At 68.8% G+C, this 21,315-nt stretch carries 19 protein-coding genes; 13 read left to right on the top strand and 6 right to left on the bottom strand.

From position 1 onward, the window contains the following. The first annotated feature begins 17 nt into the window (after positions 1 to 17). Genes lpxA through ASC98_RS30865 form a run of 4 tightly spaced genes read left to right on the top strand, consistent with a single transcriptional unit; the run spans position 18 to position 3,399 of the window. Positions 18 to 806, top strand: a complete 789-nt coding sequence (lpxA, locus tag ASC98_RS26135) for an acyl-ACP--UDP-N-acetylglucosamine O-acyltransferase (RefSeq protein WP_056809233.1) — start codon at positions 18 to 20, stop codon at positions 804 to 806. 7 nt (positions 807 to 813) lie between these two features. Then, on the top strand, positions 814 to 1,962 hold the full coding sequence (gene lpxB / locus ASC98_RS26130) for a lipid-A-disaccharide synthase (protein WP_200953111.1): 1,149 nt from the start codon (positions 814 to 816) through the stop codon (positions 1,960 to 1,962). Beyond that, positions 1,934 to 2,623, top strand: coding sequence for a ribonuclease HII (rnhB, locus tag ASC98_RS30870; protein WP_157598270.1), 690 nt, complete (start codon positions 1,934 to 1,936; stop codon positions 2,621 to 2,623). Before lpxB ends, rnhB begins: the two co-directional genes overlap by 29 nt. After that, positions 2,620 to 3,399: a TrmH family RNA methyltransferase gene (locus ASC98_RS30865; RefSeq protein WP_369820483.1), complete on the top strand. Its 780-nt coding sequence runs from the start codon at positions 2,620 to 2,622 to the stop codon at positions 3,397 to 3,399. Before rnhB ends, ASC98_RS30865 begins: the two co-directional genes overlap by 4 nt. Positions 3,400 to 3,809: 410 nt before the next feature. Here the strand turns inward: ASC98_RS30865 and ASC98_RS26115 are convergent, their stop codons facing one another. Then, complete coding sequence (locus ASC98_RS26115; RefSeq protein ID WP_056808800.1) at positions 3,810 to 4,631, bottom strand: pyruvate, water dikinase regulatory protein; 822 nt, start codon at positions 4,629 to 4,631, stop codon at positions 3,810 to 3,812. A 218-nt stretch (positions 4,632 to 4,849) separates the two neighbouring features. On the opposite strand from ASC98_RS26115, the gene ppsA reads away from it, so the two are divergent. The 8 genes from ppsA to dnaB all read left to right on the top strand — a co-directional run bounded on the left by ppsA (position 4,850) and on the right by dnaB (position 13,875). Further along, positions 4,850 to 7,258 (top strand): phosphoenolpyruvate synthase, encoded by a 2,409-nt coding sequence (gene ppsA, locus ASC98_RS26110; RefSeq protein ID WP_056808801.1) that lies wholly within the window; start codon positions 4,850 to 4,852, stop codon positions 7,256 to 7,258. A gap of 7 nt (positions 7,259 to 7,265) precedes the next feature. Further along, on the top strand, positions 7,266 to 7,532 hold the full coding sequence (locus ASC98_RS26105) for a DUF4212 domain-containing protein (RefSeq protein WP_056808802.1): 267 nt from the start codon (positions 7,266 to 7,268) through the stop codon (positions 7,530 to 7,532). After that, the gene (locus tag ASC98_RS26100; RefSeq protein ID WP_056808803.1) at positions 7,525 to 9,597 is read left to right on the top strand and encodes a cation acetate symporter; all 2,073 of its coding nucleotides are present in this window, start codon (positions 7,525 to 7,527) and stop codon (positions 9,595 to 9,597) included. The genes ASC98_RS26105 and ASC98_RS26100 overlap by 8 nt, the downstream gene beginning before the upstream one ends. Positions 9,598 to 9,738: 141 nt before the next feature. Then, positions 9,739 to 10,101 carry a 30S ribosomal protein S6 gene (gene rpsF, locus ASC98_RS26095; protein ID WP_047502595.1) on the top strand — a complete coding sequence of 121 codons (363 nt, stop codon included), beginning with the start codon at positions 9,739 to 9,741 and terminating at the stop codon, positions 10,099 to 10,101. 37 nt (positions 10,102 to 10,138) lie between these two features. Then, positions 10,139 to 10,420, top strand: coding sequence for a primosomal replication protein N (priB, locus tag ASC98_RS26090; RefSeq protein WP_056808804.1), 282 nt, complete (start codon positions 10,139 to 10,141; stop codon positions 10,418 to 10,420). 48 nt (positions 10,421 to 10,468) lie between these two features. Beyond that, positions 10,469 to 10,759: a 30S ribosomal protein S18 gene (gene rpsR / locus ASC98_RS26085; protein ID WP_047502601.1), complete on the top strand. Its 291-nt coding sequence runs from the start codon at positions 10,469 to 10,471 to the stop codon at positions 10,757 to 10,759. Between the two features lie 11 nt (positions 10,760 to 10,770). After that, the gene (gene rplI / locus ASC98_RS26080; protein WP_056808805.1) at positions 10,771 to 11,223 is read left to right on the top strand and encodes a 50S ribosomal protein L9; all 453 of its coding nucleotides are present in this window, start codon (positions 10,771 to 10,773) and stop codon (positions 11,221 to 11,223) included. Positions 11,224 to 11,379: 156 nt separating this feature from the next. Then, positions 11,380 to 13,875: a replicative DNA helicase gene (gene dnaB / locus ASC98_RS26075; protein WP_056808806.1), complete on the top strand. Its 2,496-nt coding sequence runs from the start codon at positions 11,380 to 11,382 to the stop codon at positions 13,873 to 13,875. 6 nt (positions 13,876 to 13,881) lie between these two features. Here dnaB and metE read toward each other — a convergent pair whose 3' ends face one another. Next, a complete protein-coding gene (gene metE / locus ASC98_RS26070; RefSeq protein ID WP_056808807.1) occupies positions 13,882 to 16,206 on the bottom strand; it encodes a 5-methyltetrahydropteroyltriglutamate--homocysteine S-methyltransferase in 2,325 nt (774 codons plus the stop codon). Positions 16,207 to 16,315: 109 nt separating this feature from the next. On the opposite strand from metE, the gene ASC98_RS26065 reads away from it, so the two are divergent. Then, a complete protein-coding gene (locus tag ASC98_RS26065; protein WP_056809240.1) occupies positions 16,316 to 17,254 on the top strand; it encodes a LysR family transcriptional regulator in 939 nt (312 codons plus the stop codon). Between the two features lie 3 nt (positions 17,255 to 17,257). Here the strand turns inward: ASC98_RS26065 and ASC98_RS26060 are convergent, their stop codons facing one another. From ASC98_RS26060 to tehA, 4 genes are read right to left on the bottom strand one after another with little or no spacing between them, the layout of a single operon-like run. Next, positions 17,258 to 17,824 (bottom strand): hypothetical protein, encoded by a 567-nt coding sequence (locus ASC98_RS26060; RefSeq protein ID WP_056808808.1) that lies wholly within the window; start codon positions 17,822 to 17,824, stop codon positions 17,258 to 17,260. Between the two features lie 5 nt (positions 17,825 to 17,829). Further along, positions 17,830 to 19,143 (bottom strand): lipase family protein, encoded by a 1,314-nt coding sequence (locus ASC98_RS26055; RefSeq protein ID WP_056808809.1) that lies wholly within the window; start codon positions 19,141 to 19,143, stop codon positions 17,830 to 17,832. A 42-nt stretch (positions 19,144 to 19,185) separates the two neighbouring features. Further along, a complete protein-coding gene (locus tag ASC98_RS26050) occupies positions 19,186 to 20,142 on the bottom strand; it encodes a hypothetical protein (protein ID WP_157598271.1) in 957 nt (318 codons plus the stop codon). A 58-nt stretch (positions 20,143 to 20,200) separates the two neighbouring features. Then, positions 20,201 to 21,211 carry a dicarboxylate transporter/tellurite-resistance protein TehA gene (gene tehA, locus ASC98_RS26045; RefSeq protein ID WP_056809242.1) on the bottom strand — a complete coding sequence of 337 codons (1,011 nt, stop codon included), beginning with the start codon at positions 21,209 to 21,211 and terminating at the stop codon, positions 20,201 to 20,203. Positions 21,212 to 21,315: the final 104 nt, after the last annotated feature.

Here is a 21,315-nt window from a genome sequence, read left to right as displayed (position 1 = left end):
AGCCGGGGAGCAACGCGATGGCCACCATCCACCCCACCGCCGTGATCGCGCCGGGCGCCCAGCTGGGTGCCACGGTCAGCGTCGGCCCGTACGCGGTGATCGGCGCGCATGTGCGCATCGACGAAGGCACGACGATCGGCCCGCACGCGGTGATCGAAGGCCACACGACGATCGGGCGCGACAACCGGATCTTCCAGTTCGTGTCGCTCGGCGCGGTGCCGCAGGACAAGAAGTACGCCGGCGAACCGACGCAGCTGCACATCGGCGACCGCAACGTGGTGCGCGAGTTCTGTACCTTCAACACCGGCACCGCGCAGGACGTCGGCATCACGCGCGTCGGCAACGACAACTGGATCATGGCCTACGTGCACCTGGCGCACGACGTGCAGCTGGGCAACCACACGGTGCTGGCCAACAACGCGACGCTGGCGGGCCATGTGCAGGTCGGCGACTGGGTGACGATCGGCGGGCTGTCGGGCGTGCACCAGTTCGTGAAGATCGGCGCCTATGCCTTCGTCGGTTTCTCCAGCGCGATCTCGCAGGACGTGCCGCCGTACATGATGGTCGACGGCAACCCGCTCGCGGTGCGCGGCTTCAACATCGAAGGCCTGCGCCGCCGCGGCTTCAGCGCGGAGCGCATCGCGGCGGTCAAGCAGATGCACCGCAGCCTGTACCGCAGCGGCCGCACGCTGCAGGAAGCGCGCGACGAGATCGCGGCGCTGGCCGATTCGGTGCCCGAGGCCGCCGGCGACGTGGCGATGATGAACGACTTCCTTGCCGCCGTGACCCGCGGCATCGCGAGATAAACAGCCGATGACGAATCCCGGTTCGCCAAGGCTGGCCCTGGTGGCCGGCGAAGCTTCCGGCGACCTGCTCGCCGGCCTGTTGCTCGGTGGCCTGAAGGCGCGCTGGCCGCACTTGCAGGCAGCGGGCATTGGCGGGCCGAAGATGGCCGCCCAGGGCTTCGAGGCCTGGTGGCCGCACGACAAGCTCGCGGTGCGCGGGTACGTCGAAGTGCTGCGCCACTACCGCGAGATCTCCGGCATTCGCGAGCAGCTCGCCGAGCGCCTGCTGCGCGAGCCGCCGGACGCGTTCATCGGTGTCGACGCGCCCGATTTCAACCTCGGCCTCGAGACGCGGCTGAAACAGCGCGGCATCAAGAGCATCCATTTCGTCAGCCCGTCGATCTGGGCCTGGCGCGGCGGGCGCATCGAGAAGATCGGCGCTGCGGTCGACCACGTGCTGTGCATCTTCCCGTTCGAGCCGGCGCTGTACGAGCGGCATGGCATCGCCGCCACCTACGTCGGCCATCCGCTGGCCGATGCGATCCCGATCGAGGTGCCGCGCGACGCCGCCCGCCGCGCGCTGAACATCGGCCCCGACGAGACCGTCGTCGCATTGCTGCCCGGCAGCCGGCGCTCCGAGATCCAGTACATCGCGCCGCGGCTGCTGGCCGCGGCCGCGCTGATGAAGCGGCAGCGCCCCGGGCTGCGCTTCCTGCTGCCGGTGGTGCCGGGGCTGCAGTCGCTGGTCGCGCCGATGGTGGCCGAGCACGCGGCCGGCGTCGGCGTCGAGCTGCTCGACGGCCGGTCGCACGAGGCGCTGGCGGCCTGCGACGTGACGCTGATCGCCAGCGGCACCGCGACGCTCGAGGCAGCGCTCTTCAAGCGGCCGATGGTCATCACCTACGCGATGAACTGGCTGAGCTGGCAGATGATGAAACGCATGGGGTACCAGCCGTGGGTCGGGCTGCCCAACATCCTGCTCGGCGAATTTGCGGTGCCCGAGCTCTTGCAGAACGACGCGACGCCGCAGAAACTCGCGGCTGCGGGGTTCGCGTGGCTGGACAAGCCGGCCGAATCCGCTGCCATCGCCCGGCGTTTCACCGAACTGCACCACCGACTGCGCTGCAACACTGCCCAGGCTGCCACCGATGCGATCGAGAAAGTCCTCCACCCCTGAGCAACTCGGCCTGCGCTTCGAGGCGATCGGCCTGGTGGCGGGTGTCGACGAAGCTGGCCGCGGCCCGCTGGCCGGCCCGGTGGTCGCCGCGGCGGTGATCCTCGACGACCTGCGCCCGATCAAGGGCCTGGACGATTCGAAGAAGCTGACGGCCGCGGTGCGTGCGCGCCTGTACGACGAGATCCGCGCGAAGGCCTTGTGCTGTGCGGTGGCCGAGGCCACGGTGGAAGAGATCGACACGCTGAACATCCTGCAGGCGACGATGCTCGCGATGCGCCGTGCGGTCGAGGGGCTGCGGCTGAAGCCGGCCAAGGTGCTGGTCGACGGCAACCGCTTGCCGGTGCTGAAGATCGCGGCCGAGGCGATCGTGCAGGGCGATGCGCTGGTGCAGTCGATCTCGGCGGCGTCGATCCTCGCGAAGGTGCACCGCGACCGTTTGTGCCTCGTGCTGCACGAGCAGCATCCGCAGTACGGCTTCGACGAGCACAAGGGTTATGGCACGCCGATGCACCTGGCCGCGCTGAAGCAGCATGGCGCCTGCGTGCACCACCGTCGCTCGTTCGCGCCGGTGCGCGAGGTGCTGGTGCCGCCGCTCGTGCCGCTGAACCCGCTGGAACTGCTTGGCGTGCCGGCGACCGTCGCTGCGGTGTGTGCCGAGTGACGGGCGCCGCGGTCAAGGCGATCAGTTCGCGCGACAACCCGCTGCTGGTGCGGCTGCGCAAGCTGGCGGCCGATCCGGGCGGCTACCGCAAGCATGGCGAGGTGCTGCTCGAAGGCGATCACCTCGGTTCGGCGCTGCTGCAGCGTGGCGGCCAGCCGTCGCATGCCGTGATCACCGAGGCGGGCTGGCAGCAGCCGGCGTTGCGCGCACTGGCCGAACAGGCGCCGCAGGTCGCGGTGATCCCTGGCGCACTGATGGCGGGGCTCAGCACGCTGGAGTCGCCGCCGCCGCTGGTGTTCGTGCTGCCATGGCTGGGCGGCGGCACGCTGCAACCGGGCGCGCCCAGCGTCGTGCTGGATCGCCTGCAGGACGCGGGCAACGTGGGTGCCGTGCTGCGCAGCGCGGCGGCCTTCGGCTTCACGCAGGTGATCGCGATCAAGGGCACGGCGGCACTGTGGTCGCCGAAGGTGCTGCGCGCCGGCATGGGGGCGCATTTCGCGCTGCACCTGGTGGAAGGCCTCGACGCCGATGCGCTGCAGGCGTTGACGGTGCCGTTGCTGGCCACCAGCTCGCACACGCCGCACGAGATCCATCGCGCGAAGCTGCCCTGGCCGTGCGCCTGGGTGCTGGGCCACGAAGGGCAGGGCGTGTCGGCGGCGCTGATGGCGCGCTGCGCGCAATCGCTGCGCATTCCGCAGCCGGGCGGCGAGGAATCGTTGAACGTCGCCGCGGCTGCGGCGGTGTGCCTCTACGAATCTGCGCGGCAGAGGGCCTGACTCTATTGGCGCTTGCAAAGGCGCGGGTGGGGAGGCTGTGGAGCGCCAATAAGGAGGGGGCGCCGGAGCTGGCTGGCTTCGTGGCCCGCGTGCGCAGCACGCTTCGTGGACTGACTGTCGCCGACTGTTTGACCACAACGAACGAAGTGAGTGGAGGGAGTTTCGGCGACGGGCCATGAANGGCCCGCGTGCGCAGCACGCTTCGTGGACTGACTGTCGCCGACTGTTTGACCACAACGAACGAAGTGAGTGGAGGGAGTTTCGGCGACGGGCCATGAAACCAGCCAGCGGAGGGAAGTCCTCGGCCCCCAGGGGCCGAGGACCGCCCCCGACGGCGCGCCACAGCCTCCCCACCCGCGCCTTTGCCGGCCCAGCCCCCCAGCCGCCACCTGCGCGCAAGCACGCAACGCTCAATACATCAATCGATCCGGCCGGATGTCGCGCAGGATCGTCGTCGCGATCTCCTCGATCGACTTGTGCGTCGACGACAGCCACGCGATGCCTTCGCGCCGCATCATCGCCTCGGCCTCCGACACCTCGTGCCGGCAATTCTCGAGGCTCGAATACGGGCTGTTCGGCCGGCGCTCATGGCGGATCTCGGCCAGCCGCTCCGGCGCGATCGTCAGCCCGAAGCACTTGCGCCGGTGCGGCGCCAGGCCCACCGGCAGCACCATGCGGTCGAAGTCTTCCGGGATCAGCGGGTAGTTGGCGGCCTTGATGCCATGCTGCATCGCCAGGTACAGCGAGGTCGGCGTCTTGCCGCTGCGGCTCACGCCGACCAGGATCACGTCGGCCTCGGCCAGGTTCTTCGACGATTGGCCGTCGTCGTGCGCCAGCGAGAAGTTGATCGCCTCGATGCGGTCGGTGTACTCCTGGCTCTTCGAGATGTCCGGGAAACGGCCCACCCGGTGGTTCGAGGTCATCTCGAACTCGGCCTCCAGCGGCTCGATGAAGGTGTTGAACATGTCCAGCACCATGCCGCGGCTGTTCGCCTTCAGGATGTTCAGGATCTCGCGGTTGACCAGCGTCACGAACACGATCGGCCGCCGGCCCTCGATGTCGAACGAATGGTTGATCTCGCGCACCACCTGGTGCACCTTGTCCTCGGAGTCGATGAACGGCCGCCGCACGTGCCGCGGCTTGATCGCGAACTGGGCCAGGATCGAGTTGCCGAAGGTCTCGGCCGTGATCCCGGTGCCGTCGGAGACGAAGTAGACAGTGCGATTGGCCATGTGAACAGGGGGGCGTTGAGGCATCGATGATAGGCAGGAAGGCCCTTAAAATCGCCCCCAACCTTCCAAATCGCCCCCAAACGCCCCCCAAGGTCCATGCCACCACTCGAACACCTCAAGCGCTGGACCGCGCGTCGCCTGCTGGAGCCCTCGGAGCATTGCTCGGGTTCGCGGTCAGGGCGGGAAGCACCGGTTTCTCAACATCACGGAGCTTTCCCATGTCACTTCCGAACCTGGCGACCGCCCTGGTCGCACCGTTTGAACATCTGAGAATGACCGACGTCGAGGCGGTCGGCGGCAAGAACGCCTCCCTCGGCGAAATGATCAGCCAGCTGGCGGCCACCGGCGTGCGGGTGCCCGGCGGTTTTGCCACCACGGCGCATGCGTTCCGACAGTTTCTCGCGCACAACGGCCTGGCCGCGCGCATCCAGGATCGACTTTCCACCCTCAACACCGATGACGTGAAGGCGCTGGCCGAGGCCGGCGCGCAGATCCGCGCCTGGATCGAGGCCACGCCGTTCCCGCCCGAGCTGGAAGCCGCCATCCGCGCCGAATTCGCACGGCTGACGGCCGACCACCCGGGCGCGTCGTTCGCCGTGCGCTCGTCGGCCACCGCCGAAGACCTGCCCGACGCCAGCTTCGCTGGCCAGCAGGAGACCTTCCTCAACGTGATCGGCATCGAGGAGGTGCTGCACAAGATGAAAGAGGTGTTCGCGAGCCTCTACAACGACCGCGCGATCAGCTACCGCGTGCACAAGGGCTTCGCGCATGCCGACGTCGCGCTGTCGGCCGGCGTGCAGCGCATGGTGCGCTCCGACCTCGGGGCCGCCGGCGTGATGTTCACGATCGACACCGAAAGCGGTTTCCCCGACGTGGTCTTCATCACCTCCAGCTATGGCCTCGGCGAGACGGTGGTGCAGGGCGCTGTGAACCCCGACGAGTTCTACGTGCACAAGCCGGCACTTCAGCGCGGCAAGCAGGCCATCATCCGCCGCAACCTCGGCTCCAAGCTGATCAAGATGGAGTTCTCGACGCCGGCCGAGAAGGCCGCATCCGGCAAGCTGGTGAAGACGACCGATACCGCCACCGAGCTGCGCAACCGCTATTCGCTGATCGACGCCGACGTGGCCGAGCTGGCGCGCTACGCACTGATCATCGAGCAGCACTACGGCCGGCCGATGGACATCGAATGGGGCAAGGACGGCGCCGACGGCAAGCTCTACATCCTGCAGGCCCGCCCGGAGACGGTGAAGAGCCAGGCCAAGGGCAAGGCGGAGCAGCGCTACCGGCTGAAAGGCAGCGGCACCGTGCTCGCCGAAGGCCGCGCGATCGGCCAGAAGATCGGCACCGGCCCGGTGCGCATCGTGCACAGCCTGGCCGACATGGACACCGTGCAGGCCGGCGACGTGCTCGTCACCGACATGACCGACCCGAACTGGGAGCCGGTGATGAAGCGCGCGAGCGCGATCGTCACCAACCGCGGCGGGCGCACCTGCCACGCCGCGATCATCGCGCGCGAGCTGGGCATCCCGGCGGTGGTCGGCTGCGGCGACGCGACCGAGACGCTGAAGGACGGCGCGCTCGTCACGGTGGCCTGTTCCGAAGGCGACACCGGCTACATCTACGAAGGCCTGCTCGACACCGAGGTCAGCGAGGTGCAGCGCGGCGAGCTGCCGTACTGCCCGGTCAAGATCATGATGAACGTCGGCAACCCGCAGCTGGCCTTCGATTTCGCGCAGATGCCCAACAGCGGCGTCGGCCTCGCGCGGCTCGAGTTCATCATCAACAACAACATCGGCGTGCACCCGAAGGCGATCCTCGACTACCCGAACATCGACCTCGACCTGAAGAAGGCGGTCGAGTCGGTGGCGCGCGGCCATGCGTCGCCGCGCGCGTTCTACGTCGACAAGCTGGTCGAGGGCGTGGCCACCATCGCGGCGGCGTTCTGGCCCAAGCCGGTGATCGTGCGGCTGAGCGATTTCAAGAGCAACGAATACCGCAAGCTGATCGGCGGCTCGCGCTACGAGCCGGAAGAAGAGAACCCGATGCTCGGCTTCCGCGGCGCGTCGCGCTACGTCAGCGAGAGCTTCGGCGAGGCCTTCGCGATGGAGTGCGAGGCGCTCAAGCGCGTGCGCAACGACATGGGGCTCGACAACGTCGAGATCATGGTGCCCTTCGTGCGCACCGTCGGGCAGGCGAAGCGGGTCGTCGAGATGCTGGCCGAGCACGGGCTGAAGCGGGCCTCGGCCGGCGGGACGGACGGTCTGCGCATCATCATGATGTGCGAGGTGCCGAGCAACGCGGTGCTCGCCGACCAGTTCCTCGAGCACTTCGACGGCATGTCGATCGGCTCGAACGACCTGACGCAGCTGACGCTGGGCCTGGACCGCGACTCGGGCATGGAGCTGCTGGCGCGCGATTTCGACGAACGCGACCCGGCCGTGAAGGCGCTGATCTCGCGCGCGATCGTGGCCTGCCGCGCGGTCGGCAAGTACATCGGCATCTGCGGCCAGGGGCCGAGCGACCACCCCGACTTCGCCGACTGGCTGGCGCAGGAAGGCATCGTGTCGATCTCGCTGAACCCCGACACCGTGGTCGACACCTGGCAACGCCTCTCCAAACGTTGAGCTGCATGTGACGCCGGCCGAGCCGACCACCGCCTACTGGCGTCGCAACCGGCGCATCGTCGCCGGCTTGCTGCTGGTGTGGTTCGCGGTCGGCTTCGGCGTCGCGTGGTTCGCGCGCGACCTGGGCTTCGTCTTCTTCGGCTGGCCGTTCAGCTTCTGGGTCGGCGCGCAGGGCGCCTTGCTGGTGTTCCTCGCGATCATCGGCGTCTACGCGTGGGTGATGGACCGGATGGACGCGGCGCAGCCGGACGGCGACCATCCCGGCCATGAGTGACCCCGGCGAGCAGCGCCGTTTCCTTCGCCGGCTCAACAAGGTCTACGGGCTCTACACCGTGGGCCTGCTCGCGTTCATCGCGGCGCTGGCCGCGGCCGAGCAGGCCGGCCTGCCCAAGCGCTGGATCGGCGTGATCTTCCTGCTGGCCACCGTCGCGCTGTATGCCGGCATCGGCATCGTCAGCCGCACCACCGATGCGCTCGAGTACTACGTGGCCGGCCGGCGCGTGCCGGCGGTCTACAACGGCATGGCGACCGCGGCGGACTGGATGTCGGCCGCCTCCTTCATCAGCCTGGCCGGCACGATGTACCTGCAGGGCTACGGCGGGCTGGCCTTCATCATGGGATGGACCGGCGGCTTCTGCCTGGTGGCCTTGCTGCTGGCGCCGTACCTGCGCAAGTTCGGCGAGTTCACGATCTCCGATTTCCTCGGCGCGCGCTACGGCGGCCATGCGCCGCGGCTGATCGGCGCGGCGGCCGCCATCCTGTGCTCGTTCACCTACGTGGTGGCGCAGATCTACGGCGTCGGGCTGATCACCACGCGGCTGACCGGCGTGGCCTTCGAGGTCGGCATCTTCCTCGGGCTGGGCGGCGTGCTGGTGTGCTCGTTCCTCGGCGGCATGCGCGCGATCACGTGGACGCAGGTCGCGCAGTACATCGTGCTGCTGGTGGCCTACCTGGTGCCGGTGGTCTGGCTGTCGGTCAAGCAGACCGGCGTGCCGGTGCCGCAGGCGATCTACGGCGCACAGCTGCAGAAGCTGACCGAGCGCGAGAAGGCGCTCGCGCAAGACCCGCGCGAGCTGCAGGTGATCGCGCTGTACAAGGCGCGCGCCGAAGCCGATGCGGCGCGCCTGCGCGACGTGGCCGGCTCGCTCGCCGCGGAGCGTGCCGATGCGCGGCGCCAGCTGGCCGAGCTGCGCCAGGCCGGTGCTTCGCTGGCCGAGCTGCAGGCCGCCGAGAAGCGGCTGCTGGCGCTGCCGGCCGACGAAGCCGCGGCGCGCATCGCATGGACCCAATCGCAGGCGGCCAACGAGGCGCGGGCGCATCCGCTCGGCGGCATGCCGCCGCACGGCACGCCGTTCGCGGGCGACCCCGACGGCACGCCGGTCGAGCGGGCGGCCTTCGACGACTCGCGCCGCAACTTCATCGCGCTGGTATTCTGCCTGATGATCGGCACCGCCGCGCTGCCGCACATCCTGGTGCGCTGCTACACGACGCCGTCGGTGCGGCAGGCGCGGCAGTCGGTCACCTGGTCGCTGTTCTTCATCCTGCTGCTGTACCTGTCGGCGCCGGCGCTCGCGGTGCTGGTGAAGTACGAGCTGTTCACGTCGCTGGTGGGCACGCCGTTCGAGCAGCTGCCGGCCTGGATCTCGAACTGGGCGAAGGTGGATCCCACACTGCTGTCGGTCGCCGACCTCAACCGCGACGGCGTGCTGCAGCTGGGCGAGATCCGCATCGGCGCCGACATCGTCGTGCTGGCCACGCCGGAGATTGCCGGGCTGCCGTATGTCGTTTCCGGCATGGTGGCGGCCGGCGGGTTGGCGGCCGCGCTGTCGACGGCCGACGGGCTGCTGCTGACGATCTCCAGCGCGCTGTCGCACGACGTCTACTACCGCACGCTCGATCCGAAAGCCCCTGGCGGGCTGCGGGTGATGCTGTCGAAGGTGATGCTGCTGGTGGTCGCGCTGGCAGCGGCAGCGCTTGCGACGCAGAAGCCGGCCGACATCGTGTTCCTGGTGTCGGCGGCGTTCTCGTTCGCGGCCTCGGCCTTCTTCCCGGCGCTGGTGCTGGGCGTGTTCTGGCAGCGCGCGAACCGCCAGGGCGCGGTGGCCGGCATGCTGGTCGGGCTGTCGGTGACGCTGTACTACATGGCGCGCAACGAGCCCTGGATGCGCGGGTTGCTCGGCGTGCAGGCGCCCGGGCAGCTGTGGTTCGGCATCCAGTCGATCTCGGCCGGCGTGTTCGGCGTGCCGGCGGGCTTTGCCGCGACGGTGATCGTCAGCTTGTTGACCCCGGCGCCGGGGCCGCAGACGCGGGAGTTCCTCGATCGCTTGCGTTCTCCCTGAAGAGCCCTGGCAGAAAAATGTCCACTCACCATTTTTCTGAGTAGAATCCCGGGTTCGCCTTGCCACACCCAGACGACGCTTGGGGTGGCTTCCGTGTCCAAAGCCGATCAGGCCGCGGATGCAAACCCAAAAGGAGCTTCAATGCGTCACTACGAAATCATCTTGCTCATCCATCCGGATCAGAGCGAACAGGTTCCGGCCATGCTGGAACGCTACAAGGGTGTGATCACCGCCGGCGGCGGCAAGGTCCACCGTGTGGAAGATTGGGGCCGTCGCCAGATGGCTTACCTGATCCAGAAGCTGGCCAAGGCCCATTACCTCTGCATCAACATCGAATGCAGCAAGGAAGTCCTCGGCGAGCTGGAAACGGGCTTCCGCTTCAATGACGCCGTGCTGCGTCACCTGACCGTCGTCCGGCCGCAAGCCGACACCGGTCCGTCGGTGATGATGAAGGCCGTCGAGAAGGAAGAGTCCCGCAAGGCACCGCAGGAAGCTGCAGCCTGAGAACAGTGAAGTCCCGCGGCTGTCACCCGGGCGTTGCATGAACCGACTGGTTCTGGCAGCGCAAGTGGTGGAGCGGGGCGCCATGAGGTACACACCGGCCGGGCTGCCGGCCTTCGATTTGAGCCTCAAGCACGAATCGCAGGTCAGCGAATCCGGTCAGGTCCGCCGAGTCTCCCTGGAGATCCGGGCCGTGGCCATCGGTGACATCACACGGCGCCTGCAGGCATTGCCGATCGGAAGCACAGGCACCTTCGCCGGCTTTCTTTCAGCCATGCGCAGCGGTCGCGGCACGCTGTTCCATGTGACCGAATTCGAATGAGCTTCGTGCTCAACCTGTTTGTCCGGATATTCAAGAGTGAGGTGAAACATGCCCCCGCCACGTGGTAAAGGTCGGTTCTCGAAGGACCGCAAGCCCAAGCGCAACCAACAATCCCTGCTGTTCCGCCGCAAGCGCTTCTGCCGCTTCACGGTGACCGGCGTCAAGGAAATCGACTACAAGGACATCGACACCTTGCGCGATTTCATCGGTGAGAACGGCAAGATCACGCCCGCACGCCTGACCGGCACGCGCGCGTTCTTCCAGCGTCAGCTGACCACCGCCATCAAGCGCGCGCGCTTCCTGGCGATGCTGCCGTACAGCGACCAGCACAAGGTCTGAGGAGCAACAGCATGCAAGTGATCCTGCTCGAAAAAGTGGGCAACCTCGGAAACCTGGGCGACGTCGTCAAGGTCAAGGACGGTTATGCACGCAACTTCCTGATCCCGACCAAGTCCGCACGCCGTGCGACGCCGGTGGCGATCAAGGAATTCGAAGCCAAGCGCGCCGAGCTCGAAAAGGCCGCCGCCGAGAAGCTCGCCACCGCGCAAGCGCTGGGCGAGAAGATGAGCGGCCGCACCGTTCACATCACGCAAAAGGCGGGTGTGGACGGCCGGTTGTTCGGCTCGGTGACCAACAACGACATCGCCGAAGCGCTGACGCGCATCGACTTCAAGGTCGCCAAGGCGCAGGTTCGCCTGCCCAACGGTCCGCTGAAGACCGTCGGCGAGCACGTCGTCTCGGTGGCGCCGCACACCGATGTCGTCGTCGATGTCAAGGTTGTGGTGGTTGGCGAAACCGACTGAAGTCGCTTCGCTCCCCGATTGAAAGGCCGGCATCGCCGGCCTTTTTCATTTTCCGGCACCTCACGTCGGCACCCTTACATCTTTTCCGCAGCTTCCTCACCGGAAGTCCACAGGCTTACCCACAGGCTGTCGCGCACCAGCGCTTAGGATCGACTGATGTCCACCGTATTCAATCTTCCACCGCAGTTCGGGTCGGATGCCCACGGCAGCAGCGGTGATGACGAGGTGGCGCGCCTGCGCGTGCCACCGCATTCGATCGAGGCGGAGCAGAGCGTCATTGGGGGCCTGCTGCTCGACAACAGCGCCTGGGACCGCTGCGGCGACCTGCTGCAGGACACCGACTTCTACCGCTACGAGCACAAGCTGATCTATGCCGCGATCGGCGGGCTGATCAACGGCTCGAAGCCGGCCGACGTGATCACCGTGTTCGAGCAGCTGCAAGGGCTGGGCAAGGCCGCCGACTGCGGCGGGCTGACCTACCTGAACGCGCTCGCGCAGAGCGTGCCGAGCGCGGCCAACCTGCGCCGCTATGCCGAGATCGTCCGCGAGCGCGCGGTGCTGCGCAAACTGGTGGCCGTCAGCGACGAGATCGCGACGGCGGCGTTCAACCCGCAGGGCCGGCCGGTCTCGCAGATCCTCGACGAATCCGAAAGCAAGATCTTCAAGATCGGCGAAGAAGGCTCGCGCTCGCGCCAGGGCTTCATCAGCATGGACCAGCTGGTGGTGCAGCTGATCGACCGCGTCAACGAGCTGCACGAGAACGGCGCCGAGGAAGTGACCGGCGTTCGCACCGGCTTCTTCGACATGGACCGCATGACCGCCGGGCTGCAGCCGGGCGACCTGATCGTGCTGGCGGCCAGACCGTCGATGGGCAAGGCACAGCCGCTCGACGCGCGGGTGCGCACGCTGTCCGGCTGGAAGCGCATGGGCGAGCTCGAAGTCGGCGACGCGGTCGCATCGGTCGACGGCCGGCCGTCGATCGTCACCGGCGTCTACCCGCAGGGCGAGAAAGAGGTCTGGCGCGTTCGTTTCTCGGACGGGCGCTCTGCCGAATGCTGTGACGAACACCTGTGGCGCGTGCATTTCCGCGGCTGGAAAGAGCCGCGCGTGCTGAGCACCGCTGACCTGCAGGCGATGCTGCAGAAGGCACGCTACCAGGGCCGGCTCTGGATCGACTGCGCGACCGGCGATTTCGGTCACCTCGATGCGCTGCCGGTGGACCCGTGGCTGCTGGGTGCGCTGATTGGCGACGGCAACCTGACCGGCACCGGCACGGTCCGCTTCTCGACCGGCGATGCCGAGATGGTCGAGCGCGTCTCAGCCCGCGCCGGTGACGGCATGGAGCTCACGCACGCGGGGCGCTACGACTACCGCATCGTCCGCACCGACCGTGGCCGCGTGCCGGGCCTGATGGGCTCGCAGCCGAACCCGTTGCGCGTGGCGCTCGAAGCGCTCGGCCTGTCGGGCCTGTCGAGCGACCAGAAGTTCATCCCCGAGTCCTACCTCACCGCCAGCCGCGAGCGCCGGCTCGACCTGTTGCGTGGCCTGCTCGACACCGATGGCTGGGTCGAGCGCTGGGGCAGTGTCCGCTTCAGCACCTCGAGCCGCCGCCTGGCGGACGATGTCGCCGCGCTGGTGCGCTCGCTCGGTGGCTGGTGCTCGATCAGCGAGAAGGCCCCGCACTTCACCAACGTCGCCGGGATGCGCGTTGCGGGCCTGCCGGCCCATGTCTGCCACATCTCGCACCCCGAACCGCGCTCGCTGTTCCTGCTGTCGCAGAAGCAGGCGCGTGCGCCGGAGCGCTGGCAGCGCCAGAAGCGGCTGACGATCAGCGCGATCGAGCCGTCGCGCCGCGCGCCGTGCCAGTGCATCTCGGTGTCGCACCCGCAGCGGCTGTACGTCACCGACGACGACGTCGTCACGCACAACACCGCGTTTGCACTCAACATCGCCGAAAACGTCGCAGTGCACGAAGGCCTGCCGGTCGTCGTGTTCTCGATGGAAATGGGCGCCGCGCAGCTCGCCTTGCGGATGGTCGGCTCGCTGGGCCGCATCGACCAGAGCAACCTGCGCACCGGCAAGCTGCGCGACGACGAATGGGGCCGCCTGTCGGAGGCGGTCGAGAAGCTCGGCAAGGCCGCCGTCTTCATCGACGAAGGCTCGGCACTGTCGCCGAGCGAACTGCGCGCCCGGGCCCGCCGCCAGGCGCGCCAATGCGGCCAGCTCGGCCTGATCGTCGTCGACTACCTGCAGCTGATGAGCGGCAGCGGCGGGGCCAGCGAAGAAAACCGCGCCACCGTGATCGGCGAGATCTCGCGCGGATTGAAGTCGCTGGCCAAGGAACTGAAGTGCCCGGTGATCGCGCTGTCGCAGCTGAACCGAAGCGTCGAAACCCGCACCGACAAGCGGCCGATGATGAGCGACCTTCGCGAATCGGGCGCCATCGAGCAGGACGCGGACGTCATCATGTTCATCTACCGCGACGACTACTACACCAAGGACGAGAGCAAGGACCCCGGTGTCGCCGAGATCATCATCGGCAAGCAGCGTAACGGCCCGACCGGCACGGTGCGCCTCGCGTTCCTGAAGCCGCTGACGAAGTTCGAGAACCTCGCCCCCGGCAGCGGAGGCGGCGGGGGCGACATGTATTGACGCGGGTCAGCGGGCGCCGGCGACTCTCAACTCGCGAGCGGCCTGCACCATGTGTCGCAGCGCTGCTTCGGTCTCCGGCCAGCCGCGCGTCTTCAGCCCGCAGTCGGGGTTGACCCACAGGTTCTCCGGCGGGATCACGGTGGCGGCCTTGGCCAGCAGCCGCGCCATCTCCGCCTGCGACGGCACGCGCGGCGAGTGGATGTCATACACGCCCGGGCCGATCTCGTTCGGGTAGCTGAACTCGCCGAAGCCGCGCAGCAGCTCCATGTCGGAGCGGCTGGTCTCGATGGTGATCACGTCGGCATCCATCGCGGCGATCTCCGGCAGGATGTCGTTGAACTCCGAATAGCACATGTGGGTGTGGATCTGCGTGCTGTCGGCCACGCCGCTGGCCGACACGCGGAAGGCGCGCGCCGCCCACTGCAGGTAGTCGCGCCACTGCGCGCGGCGCAGCGGCAGGCCTTCGCGGATCGCCGGCTCGTCGATCTGGATGATGCCGATGCCGGCTTGCTCCAGGTCGAGCACCTCGTCGCGGATCGCGAGCGCGATCTGCAGCGCGGTGTCGGCACGCGGCTGGTCGTCGCGCACGAACGACCACTGCAGGATCGTGATCGGGCCGGTCAGCATGCCCTTCATCGGCAGCTTCGTCAGCGACTGCGCATGCACCGTCCAGTCGACCGTCATCGCGTTCCGGCGCGACACGTCGCCGAAAAGCACCGGCGGCTTCACGCAGCGCGAGCCGTACGACTGCACCCAGCCGTTGGCGGTGAACGCGAAGCCCTCCAGCTGCTCGCCGAAGTACTCGACCATGTCGTTGCGCTCGGCCTCGCCGTGCACCAGCACGTCCAGCCCCAGTGCTTCCTGCTTGCGCACGGCCAGCAGGATCTCGCGCTGCATCGTGTCGCGGTAGGCCTGCTCGCTCAGCGCGCCCTTGCGGAAGGCCGCGCGCGCGCCGCGGATCTCGGCGGTCTGCGGAAACGAGCCGATCGTGGTGGTCGGGAAGGCCGGCAGCCTGAAGCGCTCGCGCTGCAGCGCCTGGCGGGCCGGGAAGGGCTGGCCGCGCCGGTCGGCATCGGCGGGCAGTGCGGCGACGCGGCTCGCCACCGCGGCGTTCTTCACGCGCGGGCTGGCAGCGCGGGCGGCCACCGCGGCGCGCGCCGCGAAGATCTCGCCGCGCACCGCGGCTTCGCCTTCGGTCAGCATGCGTTTCAGCAGGTTCAGCTCGTCGAGCTTCTCGGTCGCACCGGCCAGCCAGCTGCGCAGCTCGGCATCGAGCGCGGCGTCGTCGCGCAGCGTCAGCGGCACGTGCAGCAGCGAGCATGACGGCGCGATCCACAGCCGGTCGCCGCGCTTGTCCAGCGCGCGCTGCAGGCGGGCCAGCGCACGGTCGAGGTCGGTGCGCCAGATGTTGCGGCCGTCGACGATGCCGATCGACAGCACGCGCTGCGGCGGCAGCCAGTCGAGCACCGCCTGCAGTTCATGGCCGGCGCGCACCGCGTCGATGTGCAGCCCGGCCACCGGCAGCTTGCAGGCGAGGCTCAGGTGGTCTTCGAGCGGTGCGAAGTAGGTGGCCAGCAGGATCGACACCTTCGCCGCCTGCAGCGCGTGGTAGGCCCGCTCGAAGGCCAGCGTCCAGTCGCCCGGCAGGTCGAGGCCGAGGATCGGTTCGTCGACCTGCACCCACGCGATGCCGCGCGCCGCCAGTTGGGACAGCAGTTCGACATACACCGGCAGCAGCGCGTCGAGCAGGTCGAGGCGGTTGAAGCCGGCGGTCTTCTCCTTGCCGAGCCACAGGAAGCTCAGCGGCCCGAGCAGCACCGGCTTCACCGTGTGGCCGAGCGCCTGTGCTTCGGCCACCTCGTCGAGCAAGCGGCGAGACGCCAGCCTGAAGCTCGTCTGCGCGGTGAACTCCGGCACCAGGTAGTGATAGTTGGCGTCGAACCACTTGGTCATCTCCAGCGCGAACGTGCCGTCGTCGTGCGCGTGCTGGCAGTCGTCCGCGTGCACGTGCCGGTGTTCGTCGGCGACGCCGCGCGCCATCGTGAAGTAGCGCGCCAGCTCGGGCTCGTCGCCGCTGAAGCCGAAGCGTGCCGGCTCGCAGCCGAACAGCTGGATGTGGTTGGCGACATGGTCGTAGTACGCGAAGTCGCCGACGGTCACCATGTCGAGCCCCGCCTGGCGCTGCAGCGCCCAGTGGCGTGCCCGCAGGTCGCGGCCCGCCTGTTCCAGCGCGGCGAGCGGCAGGTCATCGCGCCAGTGGCGCTCGAGCGCCAGCTTCAGCTCGCGGTGCGCGCCCATGCGCGGAAAGCCGAGGGTATGAGTACGAATCATGGAGTCGATGCATGTTGATGAATTCAGCTTGCAATGATCGGCACACCGCTTCTATGATTCAAACGAAACTTTTTCCAAATCATCCTGAGCTGCATTCATGCAGACCGCCATGCCGACCACGCCGCTGGAACTGCGCCACCTGAAGACCCTGCAGGCGCTGCGCGAGACCGGCAACCTGTCGCGCGCCGCGCAGCTGCTCAACCTGACGCAGTCGGCGCTGTCGTACCAGCTGCGCGCGCTGGAGGAGCACTACGCCACGCCGCTGTTCGAGCGCAAATCGAACCCGGTGAGTTTCTTCGTCGCCGGCCAGCGGCTACTGCGGCTGGCCGATGCGGTGCTGCCGCTGATCGACGAGGCCGAGCGCGACGTGAGCCGGCTGGTCAGCGGGGCGGCGGGCGCGTTGCGCATCGCGGTCGAGTGCCACACCTGCTTCGACTGGCTGATGCCGGCGATGGATGCGTTGCGCGAGCGCTGGCCCGAGGTCGAACTCGACATCGTCTCCGGCTTCCAGGCCGATCCGGTGGGCCTGCTGCACCAGGACCGCGCCGACCTCGCCATCGTGTCCGACGTCGATGACGACGAAGCCGGCGTGGTGGTGCACCCGCTGTTCGAGTTCGAGATGGTCGCGCTGCTGCCCAAGGGAGATGCGCTGCTGGCCAAGCCGTGGCTGGAGGCCGCGGATTTCGCCGACCGCACGCTGATCACCTACCCGGTGCCCGACGAGATGCTCGACCTGGTGCGGCGCGTGCTGCAGCCGGCCGGCATCGCGCCGGCGCGGCGCACCACCGAGCTGACGGTCGCGATGCTGCAGCTGGTGGCCAGCGGGCGCGGGCTGGCGGCGCTGCCTCTGTGGGCGGTGGCCGGCTACCTGGAGCGCGGCTATGTCGCGAGCCAGCGCATCGGGCCGCAGGGGCTCACCGGCCGGCTGTATGCCGCGGTGCCGCAGCGGCTGGGCGTTCGGCCCTATGTGGCCGACTTCGTGCGCGTGATGCGCGAGACCTCGCTGCGCACGCTGCCCGGTGTTCGGCTGATGCCGGCGCAGGCCTAGGGTTCAGAACGGCTCGAGCCGCCGGATCTGTTGCACCAGCGCATCCAGCGCCGGGTGGCGTTGCTCGTAGAGCGCGAGCCAGGGCGCGAGCTCGTCGGCGCTCAGCGGACGGGTCAGCGGCACGGGGCCGGGCGGCAGCGCGGCCAGCGCGTCGTCGAGCGCCTGCTGGTCCACCGCGGCCCATGAATGCGCAATGCGCCCGGCGAGCAGCGTTCGCGCCGCCTGCGCGCGCGCCAGGTACGTCGCGAGCTCGGGCAGCGCGTCGCCGCCGACCTCGTCGTCGATCGCCAGCGCTTCGGTGAAGGTCGGGCCGTCGTAGCTCGCCGCCGGTGCCGCATCGAGCGCATCGGCGTCGGCGCCGAACGCGTCCACCCCCTCCAGCGCCGACCAGTCGAAGCTGGCCGCGTCGAGGTTCAGCATCTGCTGCGCATCGGCCTCGTTGGCCGCACGCTGCTCCGGTGCGAGCGCAGCGATGTCGGTGGTCGCGAGGCCCGCCATCGCCCGCATGAAGCCGAACTCGGCCAGCGTGTGGGCGTGCAGGTACAGGTGCTCGAAGGCGTCGCGGTCCATCGGGGTCAACCGATCAGAGCGCCGGCCAGCGCGCTCGCGCCGCCGAGCAGCAGCGGCAGCGGCGCGCCCGAGCGTCCGACGGTCTGCAGCGCGTTCACCGCGATCGGCCGCAGCACGCTGAACATCGCGTTCAGGATCGCGCGGATCACGGTGGCGGTCAGCTGCGCCGCGTTCGACACCACGACGCGCGCCCAGCGGGCGGCCTGCAGGATGCAGTCCATCAGCTGCGAATTCATCTCGGCGATCTTCGTCATGTTCGACGCCAGCACCACGCAGAACAGGTCGATGCCGGTGAGGCCCGAGATCGTCACGAAGCCGAGCTGGCGCAGCAGGTGCGAGAAGGCCTTCATCAGGTAGCTCAGGCCTTGCGCGGCGGTCTGCGTGAGCCAGCCGGGGTTGTCGGAGCTGCGCAGCAGCCAGCGCGCCAGCACCGCGTTGTCGCGCTCGACCGCGCCGCCGAGCGCACGCACCGCCTGCCAGTTCATTTCAAGGCCGCCGACGCTGCGCACGTACTCGGTCATGTCGTGGTTGGCCACGCTCAGCAGCTTGCCGGTCGGCGACACCAGCATCATGTTGTTCGCATCCTCCGGCTGGCCGTTCAGGTGGCCGTAGGGGTAGGGGCCGACCATCGTCACCGGGTCGAGGTCGTGCGAGACGCGGAAGATGTTGTGCTTGCCGAGCGACTGCTCCATCGCCCCCTGCGCCCCGAGCGCACCGACGCGCGGGCAGCCGAAGGTGTAGAGCTTCACCGCCTTGCCGCGCGACGAGAAATGCGCCGCCACCAGCGTCGCGACCGCACCGCCCAGGCTGTGGCCGACGCAGTGCACCACGTCGGCATCCATGATCCGCGTGTCGTCGCGCGCGAGGCAGGTCTTCACGCTGTCGAAGGTGTTGCGAAAGCCCTGGTGCACGAGCCCGAAATCGCCGAAGCCGGTCATCGACGCGCGCAGGTCGGTCAGCAGGTCGGCCTTCGAATGCTCGGCCCGCGTGCCGCGTGTCGCGATGACGACCTGCTTGCTGCCGGCCCGGTTGAAGCTCAGCACGTAGCCGAAGCCGGTGGTGACGCCGGCCGTCGATCCGGCGAACACCCGGTCGAGCTTCGCGCCGCCGAGCTCGGTGGTCTTCAGCGAGGTGTTGGCGCCGCCAGCCTGCGCCGCGGCGCCGAGCCCGTCGCCGGTGACCATCTTGCGCACGTTGGCGCGTGTCTCCATGCCGATGGTCGGCTGGCCGCTGATCCAGTCCTTCAGCGTGAAGTACGAGTTGTGCGCGATGTACGACGCCTCTTGCGGCGTCAGGTATTCATTGATCGGTGTCGACATGGGGGTTCGCGGTGTGCGTATGAAGGGCGTGTCACTGAAACGTCAGAGCGCGCGGGCGAGGTCCAGCGACCAGACGAATTCGCGCGGCGGCGACGCCCGCTCGTCGACGGTCTGCAACCAGAGCTTGCTGCCCGACAGGCCCCAGCGGCGGACGCTGCCGTCGTCGAGGCCGAGCTTCACCAGTTCGAGGCCGTCGCGGTGGCGCGGCGAGAACAGCACCAGGTGCTCGAAGTGGTTCACGTAGCGCTGCGGGCCGAGCCGTTCCTTGTCGGTCTGGTAGCGCACCAGCACGGCATCGGGACGCAGCTGCAGGCTGTCGACGAACCTGAACGGCAGGCCGCGCGACCAGTCGGGTTCGACGTTGCCGAAGCTTCGGATGCGGTTGGCCTCGGCGTCGTAGACGAACAGGCCGTCGGCCGCCTGCGGCTTGTGGTATTTCAGCTGGATCAGCAGTTGCCTGCCGGGCAGCGCGAGCACCGATTCGGCGCTGTACATCAGCCACTTCGCCTGCGCCGCATCGAAGGTGGCGCTGCGCTGCTTGTCGAAGCGGCGCGCGTCGCGGGCGTCGAGCTGCCACAGCTGCGTGCGGCGCTCCGGGTCGTAGGTGTTGACGACGGCCAGCGCAGGCTGGCCCGCCGCCGCGTCGATGACGAAGGCCTCGGCGGCCGGGTGCTCGGTGCGCGTCGCGGCCAGCGTGCCGGCCGGCGGCAGGCCGCCGTCGATGCTGACGTTGCGGATCGGCGGGTACGACGCTGCCGGCGGCGCCGGCATCGATGCGGGCCAGGCCGCTTCGCGCACCAGCGAAGCGCCGACCTGCGGACCGATACTCGTCGTGAACTTGCTCTTGAACAGGCCGAAGATCATGCCGTTGCCGCCGTCGTTGGAGTGGGCCGGCCCGCAACCGGCGAACAGGCCCGCCAGCACCAGCAGGCCGACGCCGACCCGGGGGGCGGCAGTCGATCGTCGTGGCGGGCGGGCGTGATCTCGTCGTGCGGGCATCGGGCCATTATTGCGGCCGGACCCTGCCGCGCCGCTCGACCAAAGTCACCCCAAGGCGTCAGACGGGCAGGGACACCCCCGGATGGGTGGGGGCGGCCGGTGCGGCCGTCGACGGCATGGCCGGGACCAGGCGGCCGGCCGCCCACAGGCGCAGCGTGCCGACCGCGAGCGCGACGACGATCGCATTGGCCAGTGCGAACGCGATCGGCGCGAGCCAGTGCACCGCGCTGTCGTGCGTGCCCTGCGCGGCCAGGCGCATCGCGAGCGTCGGCAACGCCGCCACGCCGAAGCTGAAGCCCCAGTACGAGGTCGTGAAACCTTGTTCGCGGATCCACGGCAGCAGCCGGGCCAGCAACAGTGCTTGATACAGCCCGTAACCGAGCAGGGCCTGGCCGACCCAGTCGGGCGACTCGTGACCGAGCGCCATCCATGCGACGCCGCCGACCACCGGCGGTGCGAGCTGGATGCCCAGCAGCGGCCGCATCGCGGCCGGCAGCGGGCCGCGCGTGCCGAGCCGGTTCAGGATGGTCGACTCGATCGCGAGCCAGCCCAGCAGGCCGGCGCCGAAGAACCACAGGCCCACCTGCATCCAGCCGAAGCTGGCGGATGCGAGCGCGGCGACGAAGCTCTGCGCGACCACCGGCAGGTAGATCGCCGGCGTGACGAGCTCCGGCGTCAGCCCGCCTTGCCAGACGCGGCCGTACAGCCACGCGCCGATGGCCAGCGACGCCAGCAGCGCGACGATGAACACCGCGAACGCCAGCGGTCGCGACAGCGGCTGCAGCGCAACGGCAGCGAGCAGGCTGGACACCGGCACCAGCGCGAGGAAGGCCGACTGCAGCGGATGCTGCAGCTCGGCGCGCGCCGCCTCGCGGTGCCGCAGCCACTTCAGCGCGTACAGCACCAGCAACGCGAGCCACGCGACGAGGCCTGCGGCGGTGACGGCCGAGGCCAGCCAGGCCGGCAAGGCCCACAGCCCGACGGCAACGCGCCAGGCCGCGCCCAGCGCGAGCAGGCCGACCGCGATGCTGAAGAACGAGACGGGGATGGTGGAGCGTGGGGAGTTCATGGCGGGGTCCATCACGGCGACGGTGTGTCGATGACCCGACTGTAGGCACGCCCGATGCGATGGTGAATGCCGGCGGGTCTCCGATAATTGCTCCATCGTCTCAA

The organism is Rhizobacter sp. Root1238 (assembly GCF_001425825.1).
GTDB lineage: Bacteria > Pseudomonadota > Gammaproteobacteria > Burkholderiales > Burkholderiaceae_C > Rhizobacter.
Note: the sequence above shows the minus strand (reverse complement) of the source record. Positions and strands in the feature narration are given on the sequence as shown.

Excerpts from the sequence above, each read along its gene's own strand:
- lpxA (WP_056809233.1), top strand. The coding sequence starts at position 18 with ATGGCCACCATCCACCCCACCGCCGTGATCGCGCCGGGCGCCCAGCTG.
- lpxB (WP_200953111.1), top strand. The coding sequence starts at position 814 with ATGACGAATCCCGGTTCGCCAAGGCTGGCCCTGGTGGCCGGCGAAGCT.
- rnhB (WP_157598270.1), top strand. The coding sequence starts at position 1,934 with ATGCGATCGAGAAAGTCCTCCACCCCTGAGCAACTCGGCCTGCGCTTC.
- ASC98_RS26115 (WP_056808800.1), bottom strand. The coding sequence starts at position 4,631 with ATGGCCAATCGCACTGTCTACTTCGTCTCCGACGGCACCGGGATCACG.
- ppsA (WP_056808801.1), top strand. The coding sequence starts at position 4,850 with ATGTCACTTCCGAACCTGGCGACCGCCCTGGTCGCACCGTTTGAACAT.
- ASC98_RS26100 (WP_056808803.1), top strand. The coding sequence starts at position 7,525 with ATGAGTGACCCCGGCGAGCAGCGCCGTTTCCTTCGCCGGCTCAACAAG.
- rpsF (WP_047502595.1), top strand. The coding sequence starts at position 9,739 with ATGCGTCACTACGAAATCATCTTGCTCATCCATCCGGATCAGAGCGAA.
- priB (WP_056808804.1), top strand. The coding sequence starts at position 10,139 with ATGAACCGACTGGTTCTGGCAGCGCAAGTGGTGGAGCGGGGCGCCATG.
- rpsR (WP_047502601.1), top strand. The coding sequence starts at position 10,469 with ATGCCCCCGCCACGTGGTAAAGGTCGGTTCTCGAAGGACCGCAAGCCC.
- rplI (WP_056808805.1), top strand. The coding sequence starts at position 10,771 with ATGCAAGTGATCCTGCTCGAAAAAGTGGGCAACCTCGGAAACCTGGGC.
- dnaB (WP_056808806.1), top strand. The coding sequence starts at position 11,380 with ATGTCCACCGTATTCAATCTTCCACCGCAGTTCGGGTCGGATGCCCAC.
- metE (WP_056808807.1), bottom strand. The coding sequence starts at position 16,206 with ATGATTCGTACTCATACCCTCGGCTTTCCGCGCATGGGCGCGCACCGC.
- ASC98_RS26065 (WP_056809240.1), top strand. The coding sequence starts at position 16,316 with ATGCCGACCACGCCGCTGGAACTGCGCCACCTGAAGACCCTGCAGGCG.
- ASC98_RS26060 (WP_056808808.1), bottom strand. The coding sequence starts at position 17,824 with ATGGACCGCGACGCCTTCGAGCACCTGTACCTGCACGCCCACACGCTG.
- ASC98_RS26055 (WP_056808809.1), bottom strand. The coding sequence starts at position 19,143 with ATGTCGACACCGATCAATGAATACCTGACGCCGCAAGAGGCGTCGTAC.
- ASC98_RS26050 (WP_157598271.1), bottom strand. The coding sequence starts at position 20,142 with ATGCCCGCACGACGAGATCACGCCCGCCCGCCACGACGATCGACTGCC.
- tehA (WP_056809242.1), bottom strand. The coding sequence starts at position 21,211 with ATGAACTCCCCACGCTCCACCATCCCCGTCTCGTTCTTCAGCATCGCG.